Raw genomic sequence first — 4,508 nt, 5'->3', positions numbered from 1 at the left:
ATCATTGGTTCTCCCGTGCGGGAAAACTCATGATAACGGACAATCCGGGATTGGCGGGCAGAAGATCAAGCCTGCCCTTGTGGAAAGTCATGATCGCCTTGGCGAGGCTCAGGCCCAGGCCCGACCCTGGCTGCGAGCGGCTCTTCTCCAGCCGCACGAAGCGCTCGGTCACCCTGGCGCGATCGGCATCGTCGGGAATGCCCTGGCCATTGTCCGTGACCGACAGCCTGACTTCCCTGTCGATGCGCTGCAGCGCCACGCGAACGGACGGCTTCGTCGTCGAGTCGGTCGAATATTTAATGGCATTGTCGACGATGTTGGAAAGCGCCTGGCCGATCAGTTCGCGATTGCCGTTGACGGCGAAATCCTCCTCGACGGAGGTCTCGATCGTCACGCCAGCCTCTTCGGCCACCGGCTCGTAGAGCTCGACGACGTCGCGGACGGCTGCCGCAAGGTCGACCGGGCTGGTGGTCTCCGAGGAATAGCCGGCCTCCAGCCTGGAGATCATCAGGATGGCGTTGAAGGTCTTTATCAGCTGGTCGGATTCGGCAATCGTGCTTTCGAGCGCCTGCCGGTAGTCGGGGGTCTTTTGCCGGCCGGCAAGCGTTGCCTCGGCGCGGTTGCGCAGCCTGGTCAGCGGCGTCTTCAGATCATGCGCGATGTTGTCGGAAACCTGCTTCAGCCCCTCGTTCAGCTTGGCGATCCTGGCCAGCATGGCGTTGAGGTTCTCGGACAGGCGATCGAACTCGTCGCCGGCGCCGGTGACCGGGAGACGACCGGTAAGGTCGCCGCCCATGATGCGGCGGCTGGCCTCGGACACACTGTCGATGCGCTTCAGCGCGGCGCGCCCGACGAAGAACCAGATCAAGAGCCCGCCAAGCCCCATCATGCCCAGCGCCAGCATCAGGGCGCGGCGGATGACGGCGCGGAAGCGCTCGGGCTCGCCGAGGTCGCGGCCGACCAGCATGATCATCTGGTTGGGAAGTCTGAGCACCAGCGCGATCGCGTTGTGACCCTTTTCGCCCTCGGACTGCGTCTCGCTCTCGCCGGCCGGGGGCGTGGTCTGGTCGGGAGCCTGATTGCGCTGCCGTTCGAGCTCGCCCTCGCCGAAGCGCTGGTATGAGAACGGCTCGGTCGTCCAGCCCTCGGTCTCGATCACCCCGGGCGCCAGGCTCTGCACGTTGCCGGTCAGGATCTGGCCGTTGGTGTCGGCGATGAGATAGAGATTGGCGCCGGGCTGGCGCGACCGGGCTTCGACAACGCGGACCAGCACCGGCAGGCCGCCGCGCTGATAGGCGCGGGCAAGCCCGAGCACCTCATCGTTGATGGTCTCCTGCGTCTGCGCGGTCAGCATGCGCGCCGACAGCGAGGTCATGTAGAAGACCAGCAGCACGGCGCACAGGGCGAAGAGCAGGAAATAGAGCGCCGAGAGCCGCGCTGCCGTCGTCCTCATGATGGCGGGCACGGACAATGCCATGGCAGGTGCTACCCGCCCTTCAGCATATAGCCGGCGCCGCGAACCGTGTGCAGGATCGGCTTGTCGAAACCCTTCTCGATCTTGCCGCGCAGGCGCGAGACGTGGACATCGATGACGTTGGTCTGCGGATCGAAATGATAGTCCCAGACATTCTCGAGCAGCATGGTCCGCGTCACCACCTGGCCGGCATGGCGCATCAGATATTCGAGCAGGCGGAACTCGCGCGGCTGCAGCGTGATCTCGCGCGCGGCGCGGCGGACCGAATGGGAGAGCCGGTCGAGCTCGAGATCGCCGACCCGGTAGACGGTTTCGGCTTCCCTGGCGCTGGCGCGGCGGTTCAGCACCTCGACGCGGGCGAGCAGTTCGGAAAAGGCATAGGGCTTGGTCAGGTAGTCGTCGCCGCCGGCGCGCAGGCCGGTGACGCGATCGTCGACCTCGCCCAGCGCCGACAGGATCAGCACCGGCGTCGTGTTGCCCCTGGAGCGCAGGCCGGCGATCACCGACAGGCCGTCGCGGCGCGGCATCATGCGATCGACAACCATGACGTCATAGTCGCCGGCATCGGCGAGCGCGAAGCCGGTTTCGCCGTCGCCGGCGACATGGGCGGTGTGGCCGGCCTCGGCAAAGGCCTTCTGCAGATAGTCGGCGGCCTCGCGATCGTCTTCTATGACGAGAATCTTCATAGAGCCGTTATACGCGATTTCGCTCTGAGATTGAGTGGCCGGCATGAGCATCAGGGCCTTTGATGGTTGGGAGCGGCAGCGGGCGATGGGAAGCCCGCTGCCGCCGGGGTCGGAACACGGTGACTGACTAACGTATTCGGGCCCCGTGCTTTCCCCTGCGGCGGCTCGGGGGTGTTGAAACCGCCGCTTCGGGAAAAGTTGCGCGATCGTCAGCCCTTGGCGACGGGCAGCGCGACGAAGCGGTTCGAGTCGTCGCGGGTGATCTGCACCAGCACCGCCTTGCGGCCCGACTTCACCGCGTCGGCCATCGCCTTGTCGACATCTGCCGTGGCGCTCACCTCGGTCGAGTTGACCGAGGTGATGACATCGCCGGGCTGGATGCCGCGATCGGCGGCGTCGCTGTCGGGATCGACATCGGTGACCACCAGCCCCTTGCCGTTATCCGACTTGGTGACGGTGAGGCCGAGATCGGCCAGCGTGTCGGCCTTTGGCGTCGCCGGCTGCTTGTTGTCATCGTTCGACGCCTGCTTGTCGCCCGCCGGCAGCTTGCCGAGGTCGACCTTGACGTTCTCGCTCTTGCCGTCGCGCCACACGGTGACATCCACCGACTTGCCCGGCGCGTAGGCGCCGATCAGACGGGCGAGCTCTTTCGGCGAAGCGACGTCCTTGCCGTCGACCTGGGTGATGACATCGCCGGCGGCAATACCTGCCTTCTTGCCGGGGCCGTCGTCCTGGGCGCTCGACACCAGCGCGCCCTTTTCGGACTTCAGCCCGAGTGACTCGGCGATGTCGGAGGTGACCGGCTGGATCTCGACGCCCAGCCAGCCGCGCTGGACGGAGCCGCTCTTCATCAGGTCCTGCACCACTTCCTTGGCGGTCGAGGCCGGGATGTCGAAGGCGATGCCGACGCTGCCGCCCGAGGGCGAGAAGATCGCGGTGTTGATGCCGACGACCTGGCCGTTGAGGTTGAAGGTCGGACCGCCCGAATTGCCGCGATTTACCGAGGCGTCGATCTGCAGGAAGTCGTCATAGGGGCCGGCGCCGATATCGCGGCCGCGGGCCGAGACGATGCCGGCGGTCACGGTGCCGCCAAGGCCGAACGGATTGCCGACGGCCACCACCCAGTCACCGACGCGAACCTTGGAATCGTCGGCGAAGTCGACATAGGTGAACTTGCCGTCGCCTTCGACCTTGAGCACGGCGAGATCGGTGCGCGGATCGGTGCCGATCAGCTTGGCGTCGAGCTCCTTGCCGTCGTTCATCACCACGGTGAAAGCGGAGCCCTCTTCGACGACATGGTTGTTGGTGACGAGGTAGCCGTCATCGGAGATGAAGAAGCCGGAGCCCTGAGCGACCGGGCGCGGCTGGCCGTCATTGTGGCCGCGGTGATTGAAACGGCGCATGCCGAACTGGCCGCCCTGATCGCCGAAGCCACGGAATTCCTTGAAGAAGCGGCGCAGCTGCGGATTGTCGGGCAGGTTGTTCATGCCTTCCTGATCGTCGGACTGGTCGGAACCGTCATCGGCGGCGGGCTCGATCTTGGCCTTGACTTTGACGCTGACGACGGCCGGGGAAACGCGCTCGACGACATCGGCGAAGCTTGGAACCTGCGGCGCCTCGACACGCACTGCGTCGGCCAGAACGGGGGCGGTTCCGGTGGCGAGCGCGCCGACGCCGAGCGCGCCGATGACAGCCAGCGACGCAACGGTCGCGGTCAGGCGCTTGCGGGTGCCGAAATATGAATTGGGGGCAATATTCATGGGTCTCGTATCCTCTTTCACAAGGGATGCGCTCAGGCTGGCATCCTCCGGCAAGAGGAATAGAGAGCCACACATTACGGCGCCATTTCCGGTACATGAAAGTTTTGTAATGTTGGCGCTCAGTCGCGCAGCATCTTGTCCAGCGCCGCCTGCTCCTCGGCGGTGAGCGTGTTCGCGGGGGCCGAGCGGCGTGAGCGGGCGCTGAGCAGGATGAACAACCCGCCGGCAAGGAGAAGAACGACCGGCGTGCCCCACAGCAGCGCGTTGCGCAGGCTGAAGCGCGGCTTCAACAGCACGAACTCGCCATAACGGGAGACGATGTAGTCCATCACCTGCTGGTCGCTGTCGCCGGCAACGAGGCGCTGGCGTACCAGGATGCGCAGGTCGCGGGCGAGGTCGGCGTCGGATTCGTCGATCGACTGGTTCTGGCAGACCATGCAGCGCAGGCCTTCAGAGAGCGCGCGCGCCCTCGCCTCCAGCGCCGGATCGGCGAGCACCTCGTCGGGCTTCACCGCGAAGGCGCTGCCGGCGAAGAGCAGGCCCAGCAGCAACGCCAGCGAGGCGAGCGAAAGCCTGACCTTCATGGCG

Annotated in this window: 4 protein-coding genes; all 4 read right to left on the bottom strand. The window is 65.8% G+C overall.

Annotated features, from left to right (window positions below):
• Position 1: 1 nt before the first annotated feature.
• The gene (locus EN780_RS28160) at positions 2-1,477 is read right to left on the bottom strand and encodes a HAMP domain-containing sensor histidine kinase (RefSeq protein WP_128275929.1); all 1,476 of its coding nucleotides are present in this window, start codon (positions 1,475-1,477) and stop codon (positions 2-4) included.
• Positions 1,478-1,485: 8 nt separating this feature from the next.
• Complete coding sequence (locus EN780_RS28155; RefSeq protein WP_187331196.1) at positions 1,486-2,160, bottom strand: response regulator transcription factor; 675 nt, start codon at positions 2,158-2,160, stop codon at positions 1,486-1,488.
• Positions 2,161-2,369: 209 nt separating this feature from the next.
• Positions 2,370-3,920, bottom strand: coding sequence for a Do family serine endopeptidase (locus EN780_RS28150; protein ID WP_128275928.1), 1,551 nt, complete (start codon positions 3,918-3,920; stop codon positions 2,370-2,372).
• A gap of 119 nt (positions 3,921-4,039) precedes the next feature.
• Positions 4,040-4,504 carry a cytochrome c-type biogenesis protein gene (locus EN780_RS28145; RefSeq protein WP_128275930.1) on the bottom strand — a complete coding sequence of 155 codons (465 nt, stop codon included), beginning with the start codon at positions 4,502-4,504 and terminating at the stop codon, positions 4,040-4,042.
• Positions 4,505-4,508 lie beyond the last annotated feature (4 nt).

Origin of the sequence: Mesorhizobium sp. M4B.F.Ca.ET.089.01.1.1 (assembly GCF_004022605.1) — a bacterium.
Taxonomy (GTDB): domain Bacteria; phylum Pseudomonadota; class Alphaproteobacteria; order Rhizobiales; family Rhizobiaceae; genus Mesorhizobium; species Mesorhizobium abyssinicae.
The sequence above is the reverse complement of the archived record's forward strand: the minus strand, read 5'-3'. Positions and strand labels throughout refer to the sequence as shown.

Coding starts and splice junctions, on each gene's coding strand:
- EN780_RS28160 (WP_128275929.1), bottom strand. CDS start 1,477: ATGGCATTGTCCGTGCCCGCCATCATGAGGACGACGGCAGCGCGGCTC.
- EN780_RS28155 (WP_187331196.1), bottom strand. CDS start 2,160: ATGAAGATTCTCGTCATAGAAGACGATCGCGAGGCCGCCGACTATCTG.
- EN780_RS28145 (WP_128275930.1), bottom strand. CDS start 4,504: ATGAAGGTCAGGCTTTCGCTCGCCTCGCTGGCGTTGCTGCTGGGCCTG.
- EN780_RS28150 (WP_128275928.1), bottom strand. CDS start 3,920: ATGAATATTGCCCCCAATTCATATTTCGGCACCCGCAAGCGCCTGACC.